This is a genomic window from Streptomyces sp. NPDC044033, from assembly GCF_056434425.1.
In genome coordinates, this window is the sequence record NZ_JBWKFF010000006.1 from 50,472 (window position 1) to 73,950 (window position 23,479).

Annotated in this window: 16 protein-coding genes and 2 pseudogenes; 14 read left to right on the plus strand and 4 right to left on the minus strand. The window is 70.3% G+C overall.

All coding sequences use genetic code 11. From position 1 onward, the window contains the following. Positions 1–65: 65 nt before the first annotated feature. The 6 genes and pseudogenes from AC07AB_RS13305 (at position 66) to AC07AB_RS13330 (ending at position 10,379) form a co-directional block, all read left to right on the plus strand. Entirely contained in the window at positions 66–332 is a 267-nt protein-coding gene (locus AC07AB_RS13305) for an acyl carrier protein (RefSeq protein ID WP_478565430.1), read from the plus strand. A 5-nt stretch (positions 333–337) separates the two neighbouring features. Continuing rightward, on the plus strand, positions 338–1,153 hold the full coding sequence (locus tag AC07AB_RS13310; RefSeq protein WP_478564810.1) for an alpha/beta fold hydrolase: 816 nt from the start codon (positions 338–340) through the stop codon (positions 1,151–1,153). Then, entirely contained in the window at positions 1,150–2,355 is a 1,206-nt protein-coding gene (locus AC07AB_RS13315) for a glycosyltransferase (RefSeq protein ID WP_478564813.1), read from the plus strand. Before AC07AB_RS13310 ends, AC07AB_RS13315 begins: the two co-directional genes overlap by 4 nt. A gap of 239 nt (positions 2,356–2,594) precedes the next feature. After that, positions 2,595–5,320: pseudogene (locus tag AC07AB_RS13320) on the plus strand (Tn3 family transposase); the annotation flags it as partial. A 428-nt stretch (positions 5,321–5,748) separates the two neighbouring features. Then, positions 5,749–9,014, plus strand: a pseudogene (locus AC07AB_RS13325) (RHS repeat-associated core domain-containing protein). A 447-nt stretch (positions 9,015–9,461) separates the two neighbouring features. Then, a complete protein-coding gene (locus AC07AB_RS13330) occupies positions 9,462–10,379 on the plus strand; it encodes a recombinase family protein (RefSeq protein WP_478564816.1) in 918 nt (305 codons plus the stop codon). Between the two features lie 150 nt (positions 10,380–10,529). Here AC07AB_RS13330 and AC07AB_RS13335 read toward each other — a convergent pair whose 3' ends face one another. Together AC07AB_RS13335 and AC07AB_RS13340 are read right to left on the minus strand one after the other, a co-directional pair. Continuing rightward, positions 10,530–11,339 (minus strand): SGNH/GDSL hydrolase family protein, encoded by an 810-nt coding sequence (locus tag AC07AB_RS13335; protein WP_478564819.1) that lies wholly within the window; start codon positions 11,337–11,339, stop codon positions 10,530–10,532. A 221-nt stretch (positions 11,340–11,560) separates the two neighbouring features. Continuing rightward, positions 11,561–12,982, minus strand: coding sequence for a tetratricopeptide repeat protein (locus tag AC07AB_RS13340; protein ID WP_478564822.1), 1,422 nt, complete (start codon positions 12,980–12,982; stop codon positions 11,561–11,563). A 153-nt stretch (positions 12,983–13,135) separates the two neighbouring features. On the opposite strand from AC07AB_RS13340, the gene AC07AB_RS13345 reads away from it, so the two are divergent. The 7 genes from AC07AB_RS13345 (at position 13,136) to AC07AB_RS13375 (ending at position 21,396) form a co-directional block, all read left to right on the plus strand. Continuing rightward, on the plus strand, positions 13,136–15,136 hold the full coding sequence (locus tag AC07AB_RS13345) for a M6 family metalloprotease domain-containing protein (RefSeq protein WP_478564825.1): 2,001 nt from the start codon (positions 13,136–13,138) through the stop codon (positions 15,134–15,136). A 387-nt stretch (positions 15,137–15,523) separates the two neighbouring features. Continuing rightward, positions 15,524–16,285 (plus strand): DeoR/GlpR family DNA-binding transcription regulator, encoded by a 762-nt coding sequence (locus AC07AB_RS13350; RefSeq protein ID WP_478564828.1) that lies wholly within the window; start codon positions 15,524–15,526, stop codon positions 16,283–16,285. Positions 16,286–16,349: 64 nt separating this feature from the next. After that, positions 16,350–17,714, plus strand: coding sequence for an ABC transporter substrate-binding protein (locus AC07AB_RS13355; protein ID WP_478564831.1), 1,365 nt, complete (start codon positions 16,350–16,352; stop codon positions 17,712–17,714). Between the two features lie 8 nt (positions 17,715–17,722). Continuing rightward, the gene (locus tag AC07AB_RS13360; RefSeq protein ID WP_478565433.1) at positions 17,723–18,679 is read left to right on the plus strand and encodes a carbohydrate ABC transporter permease; all 957 of its coding nucleotides are present in this window, start codon (positions 17,723–17,725) and stop codon (positions 18,677–18,679) included. Next, positions 18,676–19,539 carry a carbohydrate ABC transporter permease gene (locus AC07AB_RS13365; protein ID WP_478564834.1) on the plus strand — a complete coding sequence of 288 codons (864 nt, stop codon included), beginning with the start codon at positions 18,676–18,678 and terminating at the stop codon, positions 19,537–19,539. The genes AC07AB_RS13360 and AC07AB_RS13365 overlap by 4 nt, the downstream gene beginning before the upstream one ends. Beyond that, entirely contained in the window at positions 19,536–20,525 is a 990-nt protein-coding gene (locus tag AC07AB_RS13370; RefSeq protein ID WP_478564837.1) for a zinc-dependent alcohol dehydrogenase family protein, read from the plus strand. The genes AC07AB_RS13365 and AC07AB_RS13370 overlap by 4 nt, the downstream gene beginning before the upstream one ends. 391 nt (positions 20,526–20,916) lie before the next feature. Beyond that, positions 20,917–21,396 carry a lamin tail domain-containing protein gene (locus tag AC07AB_RS13375; protein WP_478564840.1) on the plus strand — a complete coding sequence of 160 codons (480 nt, stop codon included), beginning with the start codon at positions 20,917–20,919 and terminating at the stop codon, positions 21,394–21,396. Between the two features lie 78 nt (positions 21,397–21,474). Here the strand turns inward: AC07AB_RS13375 and AC07AB_RS13380 are convergent, their stop codons facing one another. Beyond that, entirely contained in the window at positions 21,475–21,855 is a 381-nt protein-coding gene (locus tag AC07AB_RS13380) for a hypothetical protein (protein WP_478564841.1), read from the minus strand. A gap of 468 nt (positions 21,856–22,323) precedes the next feature. On the opposite strand from AC07AB_RS13380, the gene AC07AB_RS13385 reads away from it, so the two are divergent. After that, positions 22,324–22,902, plus strand: a complete 579-nt coding sequence (locus tag AC07AB_RS13385) for a TetR family transcriptional regulator C-terminal domain-containing protein (RefSeq protein ID WP_478564844.1) — start codon at positions 22,324–22,326, stop codon at positions 22,900–22,902. Positions 22,903–22,964: 62 nt separating this feature from the next. Here the strand turns inward: AC07AB_RS13385 and AC07AB_RS13390 are convergent, their stop codons facing one another. Continuing rightward, positions 22,965–23,471 (minus strand): DUF1877 family protein, encoded by a 507-nt coding sequence (locus tag AC07AB_RS13390; RefSeq protein ID WP_478564847.1) that lies wholly within the window; start codon positions 23,469–23,471, stop codon positions 22,965–22,967. Between the last annotated feature and the right edge of the window lie 8 nt (positions 23,472–23,479).

The following is a 23,479-nucleotide window of genomic DNA, read 5'->3' on the forward strand; positions in this document are numbered from 1 at the left end:
CCGGTCTCGACACCGACGCCGGTCCCGGCATCGACGCCGCGTCCGTACTGGCGGACATCGCGGGCATGCTGCGGGAGCTGCTGGCGGAGTACGGGCTCGACGACGCCGAGATCGCGCGGGAGACCACGTTCCACGACGACCTCGAACTGGAGAGCATCGACTTGGTGGGGCTCTCCGGAGCGCTGCGCGAACACTACGGGGACCGGGTCAACTTCGCCGCGTTCATCGCCGACCTCGAACTCGACGAGATCATCGCGCTGACGATCGGTCAACTCGCGGACTACGTAGTGGAGTCGCTGCGCGCCTCCGCCGTCCCCTCCGAACAGGGCTGATCCCCATGGCCAAGATCCTCACCGGCGGGATCACCACGCACGTCCAGCGCCTCGACGCCGCCTATCGGCCCCCCGTCGGACAGGGCGGGCCGCCGCTGGTGGTGTTCGTGCACGGCCTGCTCACCGACAGCCTGGCCAGCTACTACTTCACTCTCGGCCCGGCCTTCGCCGCCGAGGGGATCGACGTGCTCATGTACGACCTGCGCGGGCACGGCCGCAGCGATCGCCCGCGCACCGGCTACCGCCTGGAGTGCTTCGTCGACGACCTGATCGCGCTGCTCGACGCGCTCGGCGAGCGGCGGCCGGCGCATGTGGTGGGCAATTCATTCGGCGGTACGGTCGCGGCCGCCACCGCCGCGTGGCACCCCGAGCGGGTGGCGACCGTGACCATGATCGAGTCCGAGCCCCCGGTCGCGGAGTGGACCCGGCACATGGCCGCCGGGCTGGCCGACGCGAAGGACCGGCTCGCCCGCGAGGAGGTCATCGGCTGGATCCACGCCGAGCACGGCGCGCACACGGCACGGCTCTCCCGCGCCGCCAACCGCATCCTCCAGACCACGACGCTGGCCGAGGACGTGCCGGCGGGCCGGGTCATCGACGATGACCTACGGGCGATCGGCTGCCCCTTGCTCGCGGTCTTCGGAGACGAGTCGGGACTCTCCGAGCAAGTCACCGACCTGGAGCGGAAACTGACGGCCTGTCGGACCGTGGTACTGGCGGATCAGGGGCACTCCGTACTGGTGGAGCGCACCGCCGAGACCCGCGAACTCCTGCTGGCTTGGGTGCGGGAACACGCGCTGTCCGGGGCGGCGGCGCCGTGAGCCGCTTCCTGTTCGTCGTCCCTCCGCTGGTCGGGCACGTCAACCCGCTGCTCGCCGTCGCGGACGAACTCCGCTCACGCGGGCACCGGGTGGCCTGGGCAGGCCATGCCGACCTGCTCCGGGGCCTCGCGGGGGCGGACGCCGCGGTGTTCGGCTGCGCGCTGCCCGGCGGCGAGCTGAGCAGGCCGCCGAAGCTGACCGGTCCGGCGGCGTTCCGGTTCCTGTGGACCGAGTTCTTCCTTCCGCTGGCCGAGCTGATGGCGCCCGGCGTCGAGGCGGCGATCGAGGCATTCGCGCCGGATGTGGTCGTCACCGACCAGCACGCCGTCGCGGGGGCGCTGGTCGCCGAGCGCCACGGCATCCTGTACGTCACCTCGGCCACCACCTCCGCCGAACTCGTCGACCCGCTGGCCGCCCTGCCCAAGGTGGCCGCCTGGCTGAACGGTCTGCTGGGCGCGTTGCGGGAGCGGATCGGCGACCCGGCGCAGCGCACCGACCCCCGGTTCTCCCCGCACGGGATCATCGCCTTCACGGGCCGCGCACTGCTCGGAGACTCCGAACTTCCGCCCGGACGGCTGCATTTGGTAGGCCCGGCCATCGCCGCCAGGCCCTCCCCGCCCGAGTTCCCCTGGTCCGAACTGGACCCGCGCCGCCGCGCGGTGCTCGTCACGCTGGGCACGGCCAACGCGGACGCGGGCGGCCGGTTCCTGGCGGAGGCGGTGGCAGCGCTCGACGCCGCGCGCGACCGGGTACAGGGCATCGTCGTCGACCCCGGCCGTACGCTCGCCGGGGCCTCGGTGCCGCCCGGGGTTCTCGTACGGCCGTACGTACCGCAACTCGCCCTGCTCCCCCGCGTCGACGCCGTCGTCTGCCACGGCGGCCACAACACCGTGTGCGAGTCGCTGTGGCACGGGGTGCCGCTGGTACTCGCGCCGATCCGCGACGATCAGCCGATCGTGGCGGGACAGGTGGTGGACGCGGGGGCGGGGGTGCGGGTGCGCTTCAGCCGGGTGGACGCCAGGGGCCTGGGCGCGGCGGTCGCGACCGTACTCGATCCGGCGGGCGGCCATCGTGCGGCGGCCGAGGCGATCGGGGACTCGTTCCGCGCGGCGGGCGGTGCGGGGGCGGCAGCGGACGTCCTCGAACAGGTCGGCGCACGGACGGCGGGCACGCGGGCGGTGAGCGTACGGGCGACGGGGTGAGCGCCCCGAGCGGCCGGGGCGCAGCAGCCGGGGCCGAACAGCCGTAGCCGTAGCCGTAGCCCGGCCTCGGGGAACATCGGTACAGGGGTTATCGGTGAGAACGATCATGGCCGCCTAGCACAGTGATCCACTTCGCCGCTGGGGTTCGGTGAAACGCCTCCGGGCCCGGTCCGGGGCTGGCTACGGTCCGGCTCGTGCCGGTGGAATTTCTGAGCGATGAGCAGGCCGAGGCGTACGGGACGTTCGCCGAGGGCCCAAAGGCGCTGTTCGACCACGCGGTGGGCTGGCTGCGCCGTCACCGGGTCCTGCTGCCTGGGGTATCCGTGCTGGTTCGGCAGGTGGCGGAGGCGCGGACGGTCGCGGAGAAGCGGCTGCACGCCACCGTCGCGGGCGCCGCCCGCCGCGCGGACGCGGCGCTGCCCGGGGATCTGGTGGCGACGCTGAAGACGCCGGAGGGCTCGCGGTTCTCGGAGCTGGAGCGGCTGCGCCGGCCGCCGACGCGGACGACCGGGACGGCGTTCGCCCGCGCGCTGGAGCGGGTGGACGAGATCGGCGCGTACCGGCTCGGGCGGCTGAGGCTGTCGCAGATCCCGCCGAACCGGATGGCGGTGCTGGCCCGGTATGCGTTGGGGTCGAAGGCGCCGCTGCTGGAGCGGGCGGCGGAGCCGAAGCGCACGGCGATGCTCACCGCGGTGATGCGGCACCTGGAGGCGAAGGCCATCGACGAGGCCCTGGACCTGTTCCAGGTCCTGATGGCCACCCGCCTGCTGAACACGGCGAAGCGCAAGGCGGAGAAGGAGCGGCTGTCGACGCTGCCGCAGCTGGAGAAGGCGTCACGGGTGCTCGCGCGGGCGGCGAAGGTGCTGTTCGAGGAACTGGAGCTGGTCGAGGAGCAGAAGGCGGACCTGGACGTGGTCGCGCTGTGGGCGGCGGTGGAAGAGGTCGCCCCGCGCGCCGCCGTGATGACCGCGGCGGCCACGGTGGTCTCGCTCGTGCCCGAGGACGAAAACTCGGCCGAGGTCGCCATGCGGGCCGCGCTCACGAACCGGTACGCCACGGTGCGCCCGTTCCTCGCGTTGCTGGGCGAGTCCAAGGCACTGGACGCGGCGAGCGCGGGCAAGCGGGTCCTGGCCGGGGTGCGCGGCCTTCCGGCGCTGGCCCGGCGGAAGGTGGGCATCAAGCCGCTGCTGCCGCGCGAGGTGGACGACAAGCTCGTGCCGCCCGCGTGGCGCAAGGCGGTGTAGGCCAACCCAGACCTGCCGCAGGGCGCGGCCGACCGGGACGCGTACGTGGTGTGCGTGCTGGAACAGCTGCACCGGGCCCTGAACAACCGCGACGTGTTCGCCGCGCCCTCACACCGCTGGTCCGACCCGCGCGCCCGCCTGCTGGACGGGCCCGACTGGGACGCGGTCGAGGAGGACGTCCTGGCGGCCCTGAGCCTGGACATGCCCGTCACCGAGCACCTGGCGGAGCTGGTGCGCGGCCTGGACGCCGGATGGAAGCAGCTCGCCGAACGTCTGGAGGAGGCGGGGCCGGCGGCGAAGGTCTCCGTCGAGGTGCAGGACGACGGGCGGGTGAAGCTGAACGTCGACAAGCTCGGTGCTCTCGGCGAGCCGAAGTCCCTGACCTGGCTGCGCAAGCGGGTCGAGAAGATGCTCCCGAAGATCGACCTGCCGGACCTGCTGTTCGAGGTGAACGCCTGGACCGGCTTCCTCGACGCCTTCGTACACCTCGGCGACGGCACCACCCGGATGAAGGACCTGCCCACCTCGGTGGTCGCGCTGCTGGTGTCCGAGGCGTGCAACATCGGCATGGCCCCGGTGGTCAACCCCGGCTACGAGGCGCTGACCCGGGCCCGGCTCGTGCACGTCGACCAGTACTACCTGCGCGCCGACACCATCGCCGCGGCGAACGCCGCTCTGATCGCCGCCCAGGCCGACATCCCGATCGTCCAGTTCTGGGGGAAGGGCTGCTGGCCTCCGTGGACGGGCTGCGCTTCCAGGTGCCGGTGCGCACCATCAACGCCGCCCCCTCGCCGAAGTACTTCGGTTTCAAGCGGGGCATCACCTGGCTCAACGCGGTCAACGACCAGGTCGCGGGCATCGGGCAGATGGTCGTCCCGGGCACGCCGCGCGACTCCCTGCACATCCTGGACGCGCTGCTGAACCTGGACGGCGGCGTCAAGCCGGAGATGGTGGCGACCGACAACGCCTCGTACTTCGATATGGTGTTCGGCCTGTTCAAGATCCTCGGATACAACTTCAGCCCCCGGTTCCGCGACCTGGACGACCAGCGGTTCTGGCGGGCCACCCTGCCCGGCGTCGAGACCGGAACGTACGGTGCGGTGGAGGACCTGGCTCGCAACCGCGTGAACCTTAACAAGGTGATCACGCACTGGCCGGACATGCTGAAGGTCGCCGGTTCCCTGGTCACCAACCAGGTCCGCGCCTACGACCTGCTGCGGATGTTCGGCCGCGACGGGCGCCCGACGCCGCTCGGAGCGGCGTTCGCGGAGTACGGGCGGATCGCCAAGACCGAGCACCTGCTGCGGGTCGTCGACCCGGTGGACGACACCTACCGCCGTCAGATGAACCGGCAGCTCACTGTGCAGGAGTCCCGCCACAAGCTGGCCCGGGACGTGTGCCACGGCAAGCGCGGCACCATCCACCAGGCGTACCGCGACGGCATGGAGGACCAGCTCGGCGCGCTCGGCCTGGTCCTCAACGCCATCGTGCTCTGGACCACGAAGTACATCGACGCCGCCGTCGCCCAGCTCCGCGCCGAGGGCCACGAGATCCGCGACGAAGACATCGCCCGCCTCTCCCCGCTCAAGCACCGCAACCTGAACCTGCTCGGCCGCTACAGCTTCACCGCCTCCACCCCGGCCGCCGGCGCCCTGCGACCGCTGCGCGACCCGGACGCGCCCGAGCTGGACGAGGACGACGACGGGGACGAGCCGGATTAGTCGTGGCCGACCAGGGCGGTGAGGGTCCCGCCGGTAATGCTCCAGGATTGAATGCTAAGAAATGATCTTGGTTTCGGTTCGGTCACTTCCGGGGCTGGTTCGCGGCCTGTTATTCGGCCTCGCGGGATCGAAAGCATTGCGCCACACTTCGTGCGTACAGACGCCCGAATTGGCCAATGGGCGCCATCTAAATGACCCTTCTGCGCGGACTCGCCACCCCTGTCTACACATGGGGAGGGGCCGACTCCTGAGTGTTTGACTCCTGCGATTAGGGGGCAAGACAGGCCGCTTGTGTGGTTTCTGTGGTTGCTTGTGGGCTCTTCGTGACCGCTGGGGTTGCGGGTTGTCTTCCTGTGGGGGAAGTCTTGAACAGACGTGCCCTGGGCACGCGTCTTTCGCGTGCCCGCAGACGTTCACATCTCGCCGCGATCGCGGCTCTGGCTTCAGGGGCTTTGGCCCTGACGCTGCTGCCGGCCTCCGGCGCCGTGGCGGCGGATGAGCCGGGTTCGGCGTGGGGTAAGGATGCGCCCCGGTTCGCCTCGCCCGAGGTGAAGGTGGGCAAGACGAAGCCGGTGGCCTCGCGCGCCGAAGCGGCGTTGTCCGGGGATCGGGCGGACTGGCGCGCTGCACAGAAGCGCCGTGCCACCCGCACCGACGAATCCGCAGCCCGCGCGGCAGCACCCCTGGCCTATGTGCCCGAAGGTCAGGGCGATGTCCCGTTCCACGAGATCACGGATTTCCGGATCACCGATTCGCTGGTGGCGCGGATCAACTACTCGACCGGCAACCTGATGCTGGCCGCTACCGACTTCGACGTCGCCGGTGTGGGACAGAAACTGCAGTCGACGCGGACCTACAACTCCCTTGATGCGCCGTGGGGGAAGGTGTCGCAGCGCTGGTGGCAGGGCTACGAGCGCTACGCGCAGATCACCGACACCGAAGTCGTGATCTATGACGCGACCAGTGAGTCGTTGACGTTCACGAAGAACGCGGACGGCACGTACAAAACCCGAAGGGCTATTCCAAGGACCTGAAGAAGAACGCGGACGGCACCTACACCCTGACCACCCGCAAGGGCGGGGCGAAGGACATCTACAACGAGCACGGCACGCTCACGAAGGTGACCGACCGCAACAAGGGCGAGATCACGATCACCCAGCATGATGGCGGCGCTGAGCACAGGGGTTTCAAGGTCACCGAGACCCGCTCGGGGCGCTGGGTGGATCTGGTGAAGACGGATGCGTCGCAGTGGCAGGCCAAGGACCACACCGGCCGTACCGCGGTCTTCGACCTGAACCCGGCAGGTGACCTGGCCAAGACCACGGACACCGAGGGCAAGGCCACCAGTTTCGAGTACGACTCCTCCCGTCGTCTGACGAAGATCACGACGCCGGAGGGGCGGGTCACGGTCTTCACCTATGACGGCCAGAACCGGGTCACCTCGATGCTGCGGGCCACCGAGTTCAACGGCTCCGGGCACACCGGCCCCACCTACACCTACGGGTACTCGAATGCGACGCCGAACTCGGCCGGCACCACCACGGTCACCGACCCCGAGCAGCACGCGACGAAGTACGAGCACGATGCGGAGGGCAAGGTCACCAAGACCACCGACCCGCTCGGCCATGAGCGATCCAAGAGCTACGACGCGAACAACAACGTCGCCACCGCCACCGACGCCATGGGCGCCGGTGGGACGGGCGGGAACGTGACCGCCTACGGCTGGGGCGGGCGCAACAATCCCACCTCGGCGAAACTGCCCACCGGGGCAACGGCTGCCATGACCGGCTATCAGACCATTGCCGGTTCCGACCTTCCCGGCTCCCTGACGACCCCGGACGGTGAGAAGACGGACTACAAGTACGACACGTCCGGCAACACCGAGTCCGTGGCGGTGACCGGCACGGGCGGCGGCACGCAGACGTTCACGTACAACAAGGCGACCCCGACCTGCGGTGGGTTCGAGGGCCAGCGCTGCACGGCCAAGGACGCCCGCGGCAAGGTGGCGTCGTTGCACTACGACACCAAGGGCAACCTCGACAAGGTCACCCCGCCCGCCCCGCTGGGTGTCACCACTTTCACCTATGACGACCTGGGTCGGCCCAAGACCGTCACCGACGGCCGCGGCACCCTCGTCGAGACCACCTACGACAACCGTGACCGGGTCAAGCAGGTCAAGACCGGCACCACGACCGTCACCTATCACTACGACGGTGACGGCAACCTGCGCCAGCGCGACGACGCGACGGGCACCATCAAGTACGAGTTCGACCCGCTGTCGCGCGAGACGGTCCGCACCCTGCAAAACGGCGCGCAGACCCAGCTCACCTACACACCCGCGGGCAACGTCGACACCTACCGCGACCCCGCCGGCCTGGTCGACTACACCTACGACGCCGCGAACAACCTCAAGGAACTCAAGGACCAGCAAGGCCGGGTGACGAAGTACGAGTACAACAACAACGACACCCGCAAGAAGACCACCTACCCCGGCAACATCATCCAGGAAGTCACGCTCGACAAGTCCGACCGGCCCACCGCGATCAAGGCGACTTCGGCCAAGGGCACCCTGGTCAACCTCACCTACAGCTACGCCTACACGGTCTCCGGAACCACCAAGGACGGATCGAAGATCCGCTCCCGCACGGACGCCGTCGCCGGTCTGAAGACCGCCTACAGCTACGACAGCGCTGGCCGCTTCTCCTACGCGGAGGAGACGAAGGGCACCACAGTCAACGACTCGTGGCAGTACTGCTACGACGCTGCCGGGAACCTGACCTCGCAGGGCGTGGAGAAGGGCTGCCCGCGCGGCACCACCTACACCATCAACGACGCCAGCCAGATCACCGCGAAGAACAGCTCGTCGACGAACTGGTCCTACGACAAGGCCGGCCACGAAACCGCCGGAGCATCCACTGTCGAGGGCACACGCACGGGCGAGACGTGGAACGGCTTCTCCCAGCTCACCTCCCTCACCGTCGGCGGCAAGACCTATGCCGGCCAGTACGGCTCGACCGACCAGTCCGAGCGCATCAAGCTCGGCGACACGTCCTTCCACAACGGCCCGCTCGGCCTGTCCGCGCAGTCCACGGGGGGCGTCGACATGGGGTTCAACCGGGAAGCCGGGGGCACTCTGAATTCCATGACGACTGGGGGCAAGGCGTACTTCTACCTCACCGACGCCATCGGCTCCGTCGTCGCGCTCGCCGACGAAGCGGGCACGAAGGTAAACACCTACGCCTATAGCCCGCGCGGCGTCACCCGCTCCATCTCCGCGGAGCAGGTGAAGCAGCCCTACCGTTTCGCCGGAGGACACCAAGACCCCACCGGCCTCTACCACTTCGCGGCCCGCTACTACGACCCCAACATCGGCCGCTTCAACAGCCCCGACCCCTCCGGCCAGGAAAAGAACCCCTACCTCTACGCCGAAGGCGACCCCGTCAACCGCATCGACCCCACCGGGCTCTTCAGCTTCAAGGACCTCGGTATCGACACCCTGATCGGAGCGGTTTCCGGTGCTGTGACAGGCTGCGTCGGCGGTGCGGTGACAGCCGCCATCGTCGGGACTGCAGCAGGCCCCGGCGGCACGGCGGTTGGTGCTCTTGGAGGCTGCCTGATCGGAGCAGCCGGGGCCGGTGCTGCCGGTGTGGCTGGCGGGGCAGTCACGTCCACCATGACCCAGCTGCTCAAGTGATCACAGAATCGGAAGCGGAGACTCTGAAATGAGCGCTGGCACTGTGGCTCTGATCGGTGCAGTCATCGGACTCGTCGTCGGTCCTCTGACCGTGATGCTCGTGATCAGGGCCCGGCGACGCCGCTGAAGCAGTGGAGTTGGCAAGGGGTGGGGGAGAACCTGCGGTTCTCCCCCACCCCTGTCGTCGCTCAGTGCGCGACGAGCATGGCAGCAGCCGTGCGTAGCAGTCCCCCACAACCGGCCGGTCGTCCAGACGGGCATCGTTGAACCTGACTCCGTCAGCGCCTGTCGTCAAACGATCGTTTGCCGACAGGCGGTCGACGCGTCCAATGAAGCCCCGCAATCCGGGGGTTCGCGGCGCCGTGAATCCAATCAGATCCGATGGTGATTGCTGACAGGGTTTGACGACAGGTAGGGTCCGATCCTCCGTACGGAAGGGGCCCCTCGGTGGCGAACCTGGTCTACAAGCGAGTCTCGACCGACCAGCAGTCCACCGCCCGGCAGAACCTCGTCCTGGACGAGGCCGGGATCGAGGACCCGGTCGTCTTCGAGGAGGACCCGGGAACCTCCAGCCGCCTCCACCCCCTCCAGCGCCCGAAGTTCCGCGAGCTGCTGACGTACGCACGGCCGGGCGACACCGTGCACATCTCCGAGATGTTCCGCCTCGTACGCGGCACCGGCCACATCCTCGACGTGCTCGATGTCCTCCACCGCGACCAGGTCGCGCTGCGCATCCACGACGGCGCGTTCTCCGCGATGGACCTCACCGCCCGCCACCCGCGCACCGGAGAACTGCTGTCCACCGTGAAGTTCATGGTGCAGACCCTCGCCGCCGCCGGCGAACTTCAGCGCGACCTCCAGCGCGAGCTGACGTACGACGGGCTGCGCGCCGCCGAGGCCAAGGGCAGCAAGGGAGGGTGCCGCCCCGCGGTGGCGGCCGCGAAAACCGACGACGTACGCACCGCGTACCTGGAAGGGCGCTCCATCGCCGCCCTCACCCGCGAGCACCGGGTCAGCCGCGGCGCCATCCGCACGGCCGTCGCCGACCTCCTGCCCGACCACGCCGCCAGCGAGGAGGACGCGCCCGCCCCGGAGCTGCCGGTCACCCTCGACATGCCGGGCAAGGTCGCCGACTACCTCCGCACCACCGATCTGGAGCCCGCCGAGCGTGCCGCGCTCGACCAGGGGACGACCGTACGGCGCGGCCAGGGCTACACCCTGCGCGTCAGCGCCGTCCCCGCCGTGCACCGAGGGCTCCTCGCCCGCTGCCAGCCGCTCGACGGCAGCCAGGACCTTCCCGCGGTCCCGGCCCAGCGCAAGGCCCGCCGCGAGTACGAGAACAGGGTCAGCGCCCTCACACCCTGAACAAGATCGTTCTCACCGCTAACCGCTGTACCGATGTTCCCCGAGGCCGTAGCCGTGGCCGTGGCCGTAGCCGTGGCCAGGGCCGGATCGAAGGCGGCCGCCAATAGCGGCGGGCGCCCTCCCAGTCGACCGGCTATCCGGGCACCGGCCTCATCCGGTGATGCGGTTGAGGGCCGCGAAGTATCCGTCCCGGTGCCCATCGGCATTCGGGTGGTAGGACTCGTTCAGCTTGTTCCACTCAAGGCTGGTCACCCACTCCGACGCGCCGGAGCAGAGCGTGTGCGGGTCGAACACCGGGCGTGCGTCGAGGAAGGTGAAACCGGCTTCCTTGGCGCGCGCCGCGGTGATGTCGGCCAGGGTGTCGGCCGCCGAGTTCAGGGCTTTGCGCTCGGTGTCGCTCAGTCCGAGAATGCCGCAGTCGCCGCCGATCGTGTAGAGGCGCGGGTATCCGACGACAACGACCTTCGCGGCCGGGGCGGCCTTGCGCACGGCGGCGTAGGTATGGGCGAGGGCGGGCGACAGCTTGCCCGTGGCGGCCTGCTTCGCGGCCTCGACCCCGGCCAGGCAGTCCTTGTCGTCCACGGTGAGGATGCAGTGCGTCAGGACGTCGACGAACCCGACGTCGTTCCCGCCGACCTGTAGTGTCACCAGGCTTGTGTCCGAAGTCAGCGATCCGGTCTGCGACTTGTCGACGTCGGCCGTGGTCGCGCCGGAGCACGACGCCTCCACGAATGCGACGGAAGGGTGCGCGGCGTGCCACAGCCGCGAGTAGGCGAGCGGTCCGCGGCGGCAGGCGTCATCGGGGTTGTCGTACTTCCGCGTGCCGACGGCCACCGCGTAGGAATCGCCCAGGGCGACGTACTTCCCCGCCGCGGTGTGTCTCTGCGGGGCGGCGTGCGCCTGGGATGTGGCGGCGGCCATGGCGACGAACGCCAGGAGTGCGGCGAACAGTAACCTCATCGAACGCATGGGAGTGCCTTCTCCGGTGGTGGGGGGATGGGACACCACAGGGATAGCAGCCGACTCGCTCCATGAGTACTCATGTACATGACTAACGGGTCACGATTCGGTCGAGGCGCAGAGGCGGGTGGGGCGGGCAGGAGAGGCGGGGCGCCCGTAACGCATGAGACATACGGCGCGTACGGGGCGCGCGCGGGAGCCGCCTCGAACCGCCCCGCTCCTCAGCCCGCCAACGCCGCCGCCCCCGAAGAAGCCTGTTCCGCCGCCCGTACGCGGGCGGCTGCCGCCTCCGCGGCCCTGCCCATCCGGTCGGCGAGGCGGGCCTGGGCCAGCCAGTTGTACGGGCAGACCGGGCGCAGGTGGATGCGCTCGCTGACCAGGGTGCGGGCCATGCCCGCGCGCCCGGCGCGCAGGGCCGCCTCCAGCAGGGTCTTCTGCACCGCGTCCCGCTGCGCGTGGCTGCCGCCGAAGTCGTTCAGGCGGTGGCGGACGGGGGACAGCAGGTCGACCGCGTGCCCGTACCGCCGCTGCCCGTAGGCGATCAGGGCCCGGCACACGGGCAGTCCGATCCGCTCGGTCATGGCGTGGTTGGTCACGCCGGGCCGTGCGTCGGCGAGCCAGGCTTCCCGGTCCCGTACGAGGCGTTCGGCGTCGGCTACGCGGTCCGCGCCGACGTACGCCATGACGGCGTGCACGTCGTTGAAGGCGTAGTGGGGCGCGTCTTGGCGGGCCGCCCAGGCGTCGGCGAGCGCCGCCCAGCGGGGGCCGGCGTCGTGGTCGGCCAGCAGCAGCCGCCACAGCAGGGCGGAGGCGTCGAGGAGCTCCATCGCCAGCCCCTGCGAACGGTCGTTGTGCAGCACGGCGTCGTAGACCTCCAGCACCCGCCGGGTGTCGCCGGACTCCAGGGCGAAGAGGCAGTAGTGCCACCAGTTGTGCACGTTCAGGTAGTTGCCGGCCGCCCAGTCGTCGGTACGGGCGTCCAGATAGCGGATGCCCTCCGCGAACTGGCCCTGCATCTCGTAGGTGTGCACGACCGCGTGGATGCCCCATACGTCGCGCGGGTCGCGCTCGACGGCCGCGAGGGCGGTCTGCTGCGCGCGGCTGTAGTGGCCGGTCTCCTCCAGCCCGAACGCGTACATGCCCAGCACCTGCCCGTACTGCGGGTCGCCCTCGGACCACGCGGACAGCGCGCCGCCGACGCGGTCGCGCAGCCGGGCCGCGTCGCCGGTGAAGAAGTCGATCTGGTGGCCGGCGGCCAGCGCGAGGACGTCCAGCGGGTATTCCACGGTGATCTCGCCGAGCAGCGCTCCGGCCCGGTGCAGGTCACCGGCCAGCCAGGCGGTGGCGGCGGCGAGGTGCATGCGCTCGCGCGCGGTCGCCGCGTCGGGGCGGGCGGCCTCCTGATACCGGGCGAAGGCGTCCCGGGAGGCGGCGGCGTCCTTCTCCTCGGTGCCCAGCAGCCCGAGGTAGGCCGCGAGGACGTTGCCCATGACGGAGTGGGGCGAGGCGTCCAGGAGCGCCCGCGACTCGTCGGCCACTTCGCCGCGGAAGAGGAGCAGCGCCCCCAGCGCGTTCTCGTAGTGGGCCAGGGCCCGCGGGCCGGTGTGCGACATCGCGTGGCCGTGCCGGTCGGTGTCCGTCATGGTCCCCTTCGACTCCTCGCGACCCTCTGGTGTCCCCTCCGCCCCCGCCTTACCTTGGCAGCGGCAGGAATCGCCGTCCGTTCGCTTGTCATGTCCTTGTTGAAGATTACCGACAAGAGGTGTGTCTTGTTCCTCCCCCGCAGACGGGCCCGTATGCGCGGCGGCCCCATCCGCCGCCCGGGCATCGTCTTCCTCCTCCTCGGGCTCCTGGCAGCGCTCGCCGCCGGCCCCGCGCGAGCCCACCCCGACCCCGCTCCCCCGGACCGGTCGCCGCTCGCCCGCCCCATCGACCCCCAGAACTGGCGCAACCCCGACGACATGACCTGGGCCGACTACCGGGCAGTCCCGGGCGCCCACTGGGCCGATCCGGGCGCCGCGCCGACCCGGCGCACGTTCAAGGGCGCTCTCGTCCTGCTGGACTACCCCGACGAGGAGTTCACGGTCAGCAAGCCGGCCGGGTCGACCCTGTTCGGCAATCCGCAGCGCACCGCCTCCAACGTGCCGCGCGCCCAACTGCCGCGCTTCTACCAGGACTTCCTCAACAAGCCCGGCAAGCTCAACCACGGCCACACCATCAACGAGTACTGGATGGAGGACTCCGGCGGCCGCATCGGCGTCGACCTGACCGGCTTCGGCACGTACCGGATGCCGTTCAAGTCCTACCAGTACGGCATCGAGAAGTCGATGAACCCCGGCGCCTGCCCGGTGGGCGACGCCTGCGGCAAGGACATCCGGGCCGACGGCAAGAGCGCCTGGACCGCCGACGTGGGCGCCGACCGCACCAAGGAGTTCGACTTCGTCTTCTACCTCACCGCCGGCCAGGACGAGTCCGCGGCCTGGCAGGAGTTCGGCCAGATGAAGTTCGCGGACCCCAAGGACGTACCGGCCGCCTGGGGACCGCCGTCGCCGATCGCCGGCGGCGGCAACGCGGCCGCCACCCGCTACGTGCCGTGGACCTCCTGGCAGGCCGCCGCCCGCATCTGGCCCAACGCCGAGGACGGCTCCTCCACCCAGGCCGAGAGCTCCGGAATGGCCGTGTACGCGCATGAGTTCAGCCATATCCTCGGCATCGCGGACAACTACAACAACCCCTACGGCTCGCCGCCCCGACGCGCGTACACCGGCATCTGGAGCATGCTCTCGCGGGGCTCCTTCAACGGCCCCGGCGGCCCGCACACCCGCTGGCGGATCCCGGCGACCGAGGGCGCGACGATGGGCTCCCAGCACGTGCTGCGCGACAAACTCAAGCTCGGCATCGTCGACGAGAAGAACGTCCTGCGCCTGGACCGGGACGCCCTGGCGGCCTCCGGCCCCGCCGTCGCCCGGGTCACCGCGCGCTCCGCGCCGCCCGGCGACGAGGGGCTGTCCGGCGTCAACATCACCATGGGCGGCGACCGCGCGCCGGCCTGCTCCCCGGCGACGGACCCGCTGTGCGACGGCGGCGGCTACGACAACTACACCGTCGAGGTCGTCGACCGGATGGGCATGGACTCCTTCACCCCGGACCACGGCGTCCTGCTCTCCAAGACCAAGGACAAGGACCGGGCCCCCTTCGCGTGGGTGATCGACGCCCACCCCGAGGACATCGGCATGGTGGACTTCAAGCGCCCCGACGGCACCCAGCAGAAGATCACCATCGGCGACTACCGGCAGCTGAGCGACGCCCTCTTCCACGCCGGCGCGGACTCCGGCAGCAGCTACGAGTACGTGGACAAGGCCAACCGGCTGCACTTCTACGTCCTCGACCTCAAGCGCGACGCGTCCGGCGTGCTCAGCTACACCGTGGCCGTCAAGTCCCTGGACGGCGCGGGCCCGCAGCGCCGCGGCCTGGGTCTGCGCCGGGGCACCGCGCACGGCTCCCCCGCCAAGGGCCGCGCCGTGTGCACGTTCCCGCTGACCAACACCGGCGGCGCGGGCAGCGCCCCGCACCTGTCCTCCGACGTCTACCGGCTCTCGGCCACCAGCGCCGCCCGCGGCTGGTCCGCCTGGCTGCCCAACCGCCTCACCACCGCCGAGGCGGGGAAGACCGTCACCGTCCCGGTCTCCGTGGCCGCCCGGCCGGACGCCGCGCGGCACGGCCGCGTCATTCTCGACGCCCGCTCGGAGAGCGACCCGAAGAAGAGGGTACGGGCTGACTGCGCCCTCACCCGGTAGGGCCCGGCGAGGGGCCCGGAGCCCGGACGGGCTCGCCACCGCACCTCCCGCCCGTCCGCCTCCGACGACCCCGCACCCCGCACTCCACAGCACGAGAAGACGGCGCCCCGGAACCGGACACCACGGCCCCGGGGCGCCGGCACGCCGGGCAGCCGCGCATGCCCGAACGGGCGGCAAACGGGCTCACGTTGGCTCAAGCGGGGCCGCCGCTTCACTCGCCGGAACCATCGCCGCACCGCTGACCAGTGGTGATGCCCACCGGAAAACGGGCGCAAGCGGGCCCCATCATCCTCACGGACACCCTGTTCACGGTCCCCCCGGCGCTTGTACAAACAAGCCAGGTGCCCGATCGGGCACCGCTCACAGCAGATCGCAGGGAAGAGTGCCGTGAACACCGAGGAACGCCGACGAGGGATCCTCCAACTCGCTCGGCGGACCGGAGGCGTCGATGTCACCGGTCTGGCCGCCGACTTCAAGGTGGCCAAGGAGACGATCCGCCGGGACCTGCACGTACTGGAGGAACACGGGCTGGTCCGGCGTACGCACGGCGGGGCCTATCCGGTCGAGAGCTCCGGCTTCGAGACCACCCTCGCCGTCCGCACCACCCAGCTCGTGCCGCAGAAGACCCGGATAGCCGCTGCCGCCGCCCGGCTCCTCAGCGACGCGGAGACCGTGTTCATCGACGAGGGCTTCACCCCTCAGCTGATCGCCGGGGCGCTGCCCCGCGACCGGCCGCTGACCGTGGTCACCGCTTCGCTGGCCGTCGCACAGGCCCTGGCCGACGCCGACAAGGCCACGGTCCTGCTGCTCGGCGGCCGGCTGCGCGGCGGCACGATGGCGACCGTCGATCACTGGGCCACCCGGATGCTCGCCGGATTCGTCATCGACCTGGCCTACATCGGCGCCAACGGGATCTCGCGGGAGCACGGCCTGACCACGCCCGACCCGGCCGTCAGCGAGGTGAAGGCGCAGGCGGTGCGCGGCTCCCGGCGACGGGTGTTCGCGGGTGTGCACACCAAGTTCGGCGCCGTCAGCTTCTGCCGGTTCGCCGACGTCGGCGACGTCGAGGCCATCGTGACCGACAGCGGTCTGCCGCCGGCCGAGGCCCAGCGCTACACCCTGCTGGGCCCTCAGGTCATCCGGGTGTGACCACCCACCGTCCACAGCACCGCCCTTCACCTCTCCTACCCGCGCCCGAATGCCAGGAGGCTCCATGCCCCTTCAGCACCGACGCCGGGGCCGCGGCACACGCATACGCGTGGCCGCCGTCACGGCCGCCCTCCTCGCCACGAGCACCGCGTGCGCCGGAGCGGGCGGCACCGGCTCCGGCGGCGACACCATCAACGTGCTCATGGTGAACAACCCGCAGATGATCGAGTTGCAGAAGCTCACCGCGGCCCATTTCACGAAGGAGACCGGCATCAAGGTCAACTTCACGGTGCTGCCGGAGAACGACGTACGCGACAAGATCAGCCAGGACTTCTCCAACCAGGCCGGCCAGTACGACGTCGCCACCATCAGCAACTACGAGGTCCCGTTCTTCGCGAAGAACGACTGGCTGCACCCCCTCGACAGCTACGTCGCCAAGGACGCCGCCTTCGACCAGAAGGACATCCTCCGCCCCCTCACCCAGTCCCTCACCGCCGAGGACGGCAAGCTCTACGCCGAGCCCTTCTACGGCGAATCGTCGTTCCTCATGTACCGCAAGGACGTCTTCGCCCAGAAGGGGCTGAAGATGCCCGGCCACCCGACGTGGCAGCAGGTCGCCGACCTGGCGGCCCGCGCCGACGGCGCCCGCAGCGGCATGAAGGGCATCTGCCTGCGCGGCCTGCCCGGCTGGGGCGAGGTCATCGCCCCGCTGACCACCGTCGTCAACACCATGGGCGGCACCTGGTTCGACAAGGACTGGAAGGCGCGGCTGTCCTCCCCGGAGTTCAAGAAGGCGACGAAGTTCTATGTGGACCTGGTGCGCTCCCACGGCGAGGCCGGCGCCGCGCAGTCCGGCTTCGCCGAGTGCCTCAACAACCTCACCCAGGGCAAGACGGCCATGTGGTACGACGCCACCTCCGCCGCCGGTTCCCTGGAGGCCGCCGACTCCCCCGTGAAGGGGAAGATCGGCTACGTACCGGCGCCGGTCGACCGTACGAAGAGCTCGGGCTGGCTCTACACCTGGGCCTGGGGCATGGAAAAGGCGTCCAGGAACACCGACCGCGCCTGGAAGTTCATCTCCTGGGCCTCCGGCAAGAAGTACGAGGAGCTGGTCGGCGCCAAGAGCGGCTGGGCCAACGTACCGGCGGGCCGGCGCGCCTCCACCTACGCGCGACCCCCGTACGTCAAGGCCGCGTCGGCCTTCTCGGACGTCACGCTGCAAGCCATCCGCTCCGCCCGGCCGAACGACCCCGGCGTCCAGCCGCGGCCCGCGCCCGGCATCCAGTTCGTCGGCATCCCCCAGTTCACCGACCTCGGCATGAAGGTCTCGCAGGAGATCAGCGCCGCCATCGCCGGCCGCAAGTCCGTCGACGAGGCCCTCAAGAAGTCGCAGGCGCTGGCCGAGAAGACCGGAGGGAAATACCGGTGACCACTGCCGTGAACGACTCCCCGCGGACCGTCGGCGACCCGCCGCGCCCGCCCGCCCCCGTCCGCCGCGGCGGACGGCGCGCCTGGGCGAGGCGCGCCCCGCTGCTGCCCGCCCTGGTGTTCCTGATCGTGGTCACCCAGCTGCCGTTCGTGGCGACCCTGGTGATCTCGCTCTTCAACTGGAACGCGCTCGCCCCCGACGCCCGGCGCTTCGCCGGGTTCGACAACTACGTGACCGCCGCGACCGACGCCGATCTGCGCCAGTCGGTCCTCACCACGATCCTGCTGACCGCGACCGTGGTCATCGTCTCCGTGGTGGTCGGGCTGCTGCTCGCGCTGCTGCTGGACCGCAAGTTCCGCGGCCGGGGCTTCGTGCGCACCATGCTCATCACCCCGTTCCTGCTCGTGCCCGTCTCCGCCGCCCTGCTGTGGAAGCACGCGCTCTACAACCCCGAGTACGGGCTGCTGAACGGCGCCTGGACCTGGGTCGCCGGGCTCTTCGGGGACTCCTCGCCGGCGCAGCCCGACTGGGTGTCCAGCATGCCGCTGGTCGCCGTCGAGACCGCGCTGGTGTGGCAGTGGACACCGTTCATGATGCTGATCCTGCTGGCCGGGCTGCAGAGCCGGCCCGCCGAGATGATGGAGGCGGCCCGGCTGGACGGCGCGAACGCCTGGCAGATGTTCCGCTATCTGACCCTGCCGCATCTGCGCCGCTACCTGGAGCTCGGCATCCTCCTCGGCTCCGTCTACGTCGTGCAGAACTTCGACGCGGTGTTCACCATCACCTCCGGGGGGCTGGGCACCGCCAACCTCCCGTACACCATCTACCAGACCTTCTACGGAGCCCACGAGTACGGGATGGCCTCCGCCGCCGGGGTGTTCGTCGTGATCGGCACGATCGTGATCGCGACCTTCGCGCTGCGCGTGGTCTCGTCCCTCTTCCGCGAAGGAGGGAACCAGGCATGACCACCCTCGCCACGTCCCTGCCGCCCATGGCCCGCCGCGCCCGGCGCCGCTCCGCAGCGCTCGGCCTGCTGGCCTGGCTGGCGGGCATCATGTTCTGCCTGCCCGTCCTGTGGATGCTGCTCACCTCGCTGCACTCCGAGCCGGACGCGGCCACCAACCCGCCGTCGCTCACGGCGTCGCTCACCCTGGACGGCTACCGGAAGTTCTTCGGCGCCGGAGGCGGCGCCGACCCCGCGCCCGCCCTGCTCAACTCGGCCACGGCGAGCCTGATGTCGACCCTCCTCGTCCTCGTCCTGGCGCTTCCCGCCGCGTACGCCCTCTCCATCCGCCCGGTCCGCAAGTGGACGGACGCGATGTTCTTCTTCCTGTCCACCAAGATGCTGCCGGTGGTGGCCGGGCTGCTGCCGATCTACCTGTTCGCGAAGAACGCCGGGCTGCTGGACAACGTCTGGCTGCTCGTCATCCTCTACACCTCGATGAACCTGCCCATCGCCGTCTGGATGCTGCAGTCCTTCCTCGCCGACATTCCCGTCTCGGTCATCGAGGCGGCCCATATGGACGGGGCCGGGCTGCCGACGGTCCTCGTGCGCATCGTCGCCCCGCTGGCCGGTCCCGGCATCGCGGCGACCTCGCTGATCTGCTTCATCTTCAGCTGGAACGAGATGCTCTTCGCCCGGGTCCTGACCGGGGTGGTCGCCCAGACGTCCCCGGTATTCCTGACCAGTCTCGTCACGAGCCAGGGCCTCTTCCTCGCCCAGCTCTGTGCCGCGTCGGTCGTCGTGTCCCTGCCGGTGCTCGTCGCCGGCTTCGCCGCCCAGGACAAGCTCGTCCAGGGCCTTTCGCTAGGAGCGGTCAAATGAAAGCTGCGCTCATCGAGGCGCCCGGCAAGGTATCCATCACGCAGCTCCCCGACCCCGCTCCGGGGCCGCGCGAGGTGGTCGTCGACGTCGCCGCGTGCGGGCTGTGCGGCACCGATCTGCACATCCTCCAGGGCGAGTTCGCCCCGGTGCTGCCCGTGGTGCCCGGTCACGAGTTCGCGGGCGAGGTGGTCGGCCTCGGTAGCGAGGTGACGGAGCTGTCCCTCGGCGACCGGGTGGCAGTGGACCCGTCGCTGTACTGCCACGAGTGCAAGTACTGCCGGGCCGGGCGCGGGAACCTCTGCGACCGGTGGGGAGCGATCGGCGTCACGGTCGCGGGCGGCGCCGCCGAGTACGCGGTCGCCCCCGTCGCGAACTGCGTGAAGCTGCCCGACCATGTGGACGTACGGGACGCCCCCCTCATCGAGCCGCTGTCCTGCGCGGTGCGCGGCTACGACGTGCTGCGCAGCACCCTCGGCGCGGAGGTGCTGATCTACGGCTCCGGCACCATGGGGCTGATGATGCTGGAGCTGGCCAAGCGGACCGGGGCCGTCAGCGTCGACGTCCTCGACGTCAACCCCGAGCGGCTGGCCACCGCGCGGTCGCTGGGCGTCTCGGCGGCGGCCGCGCACGCCGACGAGCTGGACCGGCCGCGGGGCTGGAACCTCGTGGTCGACGCCACCGGCAACGCCGCCGCGATCCAGGACGGGCTGGGCCGCGTCGCGAAGGGCGGCACCTTCCTCCAGTTCGGGGTCGCCGACTACGCGACGACCGCGGTCATCGAGCCGTACAAGATCTACAACCAGGAGATCACCATCACCGGTTCGATGGCCGTCCTGCACAGTTACGAGCGCGCGGCGGCCCTCTTCGCCGGCGGCGTCCTGGACCCGTCCGTCTTCATCAGCGACCGGCTGCCGCTGGAGGAGTACGCGCAGGCCCTGGACCGTTTCAAGGCGGGGCAGGGCCGGAAGATCGTCGTGGTGCCGTAGCCCTGAGCGGTTCCGTTCGCCGGGCTCCCGCCGCCCCCTGCTCCGGCAAGTGCCTCGCCCCCGCCGTCACCCCCACCCCGTCGTCGCCACGGGACGTACCGGTTCAGCAGCGTCGCGCCGCTGGAGCGGCCGGGGCGTGGGCGGGGCGTGGGCGGGGCGCCGGCGGGGCAAGCGGGCCGTGGACGGGGATGGTGAGCGCGAGGCGGCCGGGTGCGCGCCGAGGCGTGTACGCCCGGCGCGCAACGGGTGTGCAAATGTCCGCATTTCGTAAAGAGCAACAGCTTCTTCAACCACGGCACTCACGGTGCGCCACAGTGAAGCTCGCCCGGCGACAGGCCAGGCATCAGGTAACAGCAGCCCCAGGACAAAGGGCTGTTCGCAGGAGGTTCACGTGATCCGTTTCGCACCGCGTCTCGCCACCGCTGTACTGGGTTCGGCCGCCATGGCCGCCGCCATGGCACTGCCGGCCTCGGCCACCGGCCATCACACGCCGGGGAAGCACCGTTCGCCGATCATGCTGGGCGCCGTCCAGGCCGACAGCCCCGGGCACGACGACCACTCCGACCGCAGCCTGAACGCGGAATGGGTCACCGTCAAAAACACCGGCAAGCGTCCGGTCGACCTCAAGGGCTGGACCCTCACGAGCGACTGCACCCACAAGGTCTACCACTTCCGCCACCTGATGCTGGGCGGCCACAAGAGCGTCCGCGTCCACACCGGCCGCGGTCACGACACCGCACGCGACGTCTTCCAGAACAGCCGCGAGTACGCGTGGGACGACCACAACGACACCGCCACCCTGCGCAACAACCACCACCACACCGTTGACACCAAGCGCTGGGGCCACAGCCACCACCACAACCACCGCTGACCCGGGGCCCCGACGCCCCGCGACGGTGCGCCACAACCGCCGGGTTGTGGCGCACCGCCATGTTTCCGCCCGGGCGGCTCAGGACACCAGCCACGCCTGGTTCTGCTTGCGGTTGCACGGAGCGGTGTGGACGTCCGGCGTACCCGTGTCGTTCTGCAGGCAGTACGCCTGCGCATAACCCAACCTGATCGTCCCGTTGGGGCTGCCGGTCGCCGACACCAGCCACGCCTGATTCTGCTTGCCGTTACACGGAGCGGTATGGACATTCGGCGTACCCGTGTCGTTCTGCAGGCAGTACGCCTGCGCATAACCCAACCTGATCGTCCCGTTGCGATCTCCCGCCTCCGCCGAGGCGTTGCCGGGCGCGAGGGCGGCGCAGGTCAGGCCGACGGCGGCCAGCGCCGATGCCACGACGCGGATCTTCGGGAACGAACGCGGAACGCGGATACCGTCGAACACAAGCGACTCCTCGGGATGTGTGCTGGGGCCGCGCGGCTCTGTCAGCCTCGGCCTCGACGCCGGCGCGGACGCCGACGGCGGGACCGTGCCCACCCGGCCTCCCCCATAGGCACACTTCCCTCTCAAACCACCCCTGCGGGTAGCAACCGCTACCGCTCCGCGCTCGGGGGCCGGTCGGCCCCATGGCGCTTCCCCGCCTCCCGCAGGGCGTCGACCGCCTCGCGGCCGATCCGCTCGGCGAGCTGCTCTCCCAGGCGTTCGAGGTCCGCGCCGGCCTGAGGTGCACGCGTTCGCCCTCGCGGGTTCGATCCGCCCGTAGAGCCGGTCGTCCCGGAGCCCCACGCGTTCGCCACCGTCCCCGACCGGTACGACGTACGTACGCTTCCTCCCCGATCACCAGTGGCGGACTCGGTGGCGGGCCCGAGCGCCGCCATTCCCGGTGTAACGAATGGTAGGTACACTTGCTCCATGAGCAAGAAGGAGGCACTGACCCAGGCCACCGCCGAACTGCTGCGGGAGAGGGGATACACCGGCACGAGCCCGGCCATGATCCTTGAACGCGCGCACGCGGGCCAGGGCAGCATGTACCACCACTTCTCCGGCAAGGCGGAGCTGGCGGCAGCGGCCATGACGCACATGAGCGACCAGATCCGCTCCGGCGTCGAGAAGGCCCTGACCGGCGAGGAATCGGCCGTCGCCCGCGTCAACGCCTTCCTCGACCTGGAACGCGACCCGCTGGCGGGCTGCCCCATCGGGCGCCAGGTGCAGGACTACGACGTCGTCTCCGACGCCGACCTGCGCGCGCCGACCTCGAACTTCTTCACCTGGCTCGACGAACACCTCTCAGCGGTGCTCGCGGACGGCGTACGCACGGGTGAACTGCGCCCCGACACCGACCCGGAGGCGATGGCCTCGCTGATCATCGCGTCGGTACAGGGCGGCTACATCCTGGCCCGCGCCCACCAGAACCCGGAGGCGTTCCACCGCGCGATCACCGGCGCCAAGCGAGTCGTAGCCGACCTCGCAACCACCTCCGTCCAGGGCTGACGGACTCGCCGGGCCACTGCCCGACGGCCGTCGGACTCTTCCAGCGACCCTCCTGCCCGCACTCAGTCCCACCACGACACGACGGACATCCCCCGCCCCGCCGCGCCCAGGTAGAAGTCCTTCAGGGCCCTGAAGTGGTTGGTGAGGTAGATCAGCGAATCACCCATGGACCGGTCACCAACGAGGCTCTCGTGACGGTCGTCGGCGACCGCGGCCAGTACCTGCTCCCAGGCCAGCTCGGCGAGGCCGGCTGCGACGCCGGCCACCGAATCGGGAGTCAGAGCCGTGGGGCGGGGCCCGAATCCACCCGTGGCTTCCGGATGGTGCAGCATCGAGACGTCGACGTCCGGATCACCGTCCAAGGCACGGTTGAGCACTTCAAGAACGCGCGAGTCCACTCCGGCGAGCTCACAGGCATCGATGAGGAGACGCGGGGCCCATTCGAGGTCGATCCAGTCGTCGGCGGGCGGGTCCCATTCCGGGTCGGCGTCGGCGTTCGCCACCGCCGAGATGCGGCATCGGTCGAGGTACGCCTCGCTCACCCGGGCGAGCTGTTGGGTAACGGCCATACGGGCAG

Excerpts from the sequence above, each read along its gene's own strand:
- AC07AB_RS13390 (WP_478564847.1), bottom strand. The coding sequence starts at position 23,471 with ATGGCCGTTACCCAACAGCTCGCCCGGGTGAGCGAGGCGTACCTCGAC.
- AC07AB_RS13370 (WP_478564837.1), top strand. The coding sequence starts at position 19,536 with ATGAAAGCTGCGCTCATCGAGGCGCCCGGCAAGGTATCCATCACGCAG.
- AC07AB_RS13310 (WP_478564810.1), top strand. The coding sequence starts at position 338 with ATGGCCAAGATCCTCACCGGCGGGATCACCACGCACGTCCAGCGCCTC.
- AC07AB_RS13355 (WP_478564831.1), top strand. The coding sequence starts at position 16,350 with ATGCCCCTTCAGCACCGACGCCGGGGCCGCGGCACACGCATACGCGTG.
- AC07AB_RS13305 (WP_478565430.1), top strand. The coding sequence starts at position 66 with ATGCTGCGGGAGCTGCTGGCGGAGTACGGGCTCGACGACGCCGAGATC.
- AC07AB_RS13340 (WP_478564822.1), bottom strand. The coding sequence starts at position 12,982 with ATGACGGACACCGACCGGCACGGCCACGCGATGTCGCACACCGGCCCG.
- AC07AB_RS13365 (WP_478564834.1), top strand. The coding sequence starts at position 18,676 with ATGACCACCCTCGCCACGTCCCTGCCGCCCATGGCCCGCCGCGCCCGG.
- AC07AB_RS13345 (WP_478564825.1), top strand. The coding sequence starts at position 13,136 with ATGCGCGGCGGCCCCATCCGCCGCCCGGGCATCGTCTTCCTCCTCCTC.
- AC07AB_RS13385 (WP_478564844.1), top strand. The coding sequence starts at position 22,324 with ATGAGCAAGAAGGAGGCACTGACCCAGGCCACCGCCGAACTGCTGCGG.
- AC07AB_RS13335 (WP_478564819.1), bottom strand. The coding sequence starts at position 11,339 with ATGAGGTTACTGTTCGCCGCACTCCTGGCGTTCGTCGCCATGGCCGCC.